Annotated in this window: 2 pseudogenes; one reads left to right on the forward strand and one right to left on the reverse strand. The window is 62.7% G+C overall.

The window, feature by feature from the left end:
- Positions 1-302: 302 nt before the first annotated feature.
- Positions 303-1,475 (forward strand): annotated as a pseudogene (locus tag QK287_RS18355) (IS110 family transposase); the annotation flags it as partial.
- Between the two features lie 48 nt (positions 1,476-1,523).
- On the opposite strand, the pseudogene QK287_RS18360 reads toward QK287_RS18355, so the two are convergent.
- Positions 1,524-1,652 (reverse strand): annotated as a pseudogene (locus tag QK287_RS18360) (IS30 family transposase); the annotation flags it as partial.

Here is a 1,652-nt window from a genome sequence, read left to right on the forward strand (position 1 = left end):
TGGTCCGCTCGACCAGCGTTCCAATCGCGGACTGATTCCCTTTGCCGATGATGAGATCGCCCTCCTTACGATTTTGTTGTGGGTGATTTCGGAGCTGTCGTAGTGTTTGGATCACCCTCGGGTGGCGGGTATGGCCCAGATCTCCCTGCCGCTTGGACGGCTCACTGGGAATGGCCGCCCGCTGCCCGCCGATGACTCGACCGCTGATTGAGACTTACGACATTGATCGTTGGGTAAGGACGTGCCGGCGTGGTTATCGACAGGGACCAACAAATTGGAGCTGATCGAAGGGACCGAAAGACATGCCGGACGTGTGGGCAGGAATCGACTCGGGCAAGAGCGCCCATCATTGCGTTGTGATCGATCAGTCCGGGACGGTGCTGCTGTCGAGACGGGTTGAGAATGACGAAACCGCGCTGCTCGAGCTCATCGCCGCGGTCGCGGAGAGCGCGGCCGGTGGTGAGATCTGCTGGGCTACGGATCTAAACGCCGGCGGCGCAGCGCTCCTGATAGAGCTGCTGGCAGCACACGCTCAGCACCTGCTCTATATCCCTGGGCGGATCGTGCATCACGCCGCAGCGACGTATCGTGGGGATGGAAAGACCGACGCGAAAGATGCCAGGATCATCGCGGATCAGGCACGCATGCGCACCGACCTGCAACCCGTTCGCAGTGCGGACCAGATCAGTGTGGACCTGCGGATGCTCACTGCCCGCCGCACCGATTTGGTCTGTGACCGTGTCCGGGCGATCAACCGGCTCCGGGCCACCTTGTTGGAATACTTCCCCGCACTCGAGCGGGCCTTCGACTACTCCAAGAAGGCTCCTCTGACCCTTCTGAGCGGCTACCAGACCCCTGAGGGTATCCGCCGGATGGGACTGGCCCGACTCGCCGGATGGCTCAGGAAACGCGGCTGTCGGAATAGCGCCAAGATGGCTGAAAAAGCCGTAGCCGCCGCGAATGCCCAGTCCACCGTCCTGCGAGCCCAGTCCATGGGCTCGGCCCTCGTGGTCCGGCTGGCCGAGCAGATCCACGCAACCGATGTAGAGATCGCCGATGTTGATGCCCAGATCACGGATCTCTTCGGGCAGCACGACAGCGCCGATGTTTTGCTGAGTATGCCAGGATTCGGACCCGTACTCGCCGCAACCTTTCTCGCGAACATCGGCGGCAACCTGGACGGATTCGACTCTGTAGACCGGCTCGCCAGCGTCGCCGGCCTGGCTCCGGTCCCACGTGATTCGGGACGGATCAGCGGAAACTTGCACCGGCCGCGCCGCTTCAACCGCAGACTCCTCCGAACCTGTTACCTCGCCGCGCTCTCAAGCCTGAAAAACAGCCCCGCCTCCAGAACCTACTACGACCGGAAACGCGACGAGGGAAAGTCCCACAAACAGGCGCTCATCGCACTCGCCCGACGCCGCATCAACGTCATCTGGGCCATGCTCCGCGACCACACCGAATACCGTGAGCGAGACGGCCCCCACCATTTGCGTCCAGGCTGCTTGACAACAGCATTGAGATTCCCAATGCCCGGGCACGGCCCGGTCCTGAACTTCGGGGGGACGTTCGGAAATGTTGATCATTCCGGGGACCCGGTTCTTCCGCTGGCCGGCCTTCCTGCAGGGCTGCATGACCGCCCGCCCGGTGCG

The sequence above is a fragment of the Arthrobacter sp. AL05 genome, from assembly GCF_029960715.1.
Taxonomy (GTDB): domain Bacteria; phylum Actinomycetota; class Actinomycetes; order Actinomycetales; family Micrococcaceae; genus Arthrobacter.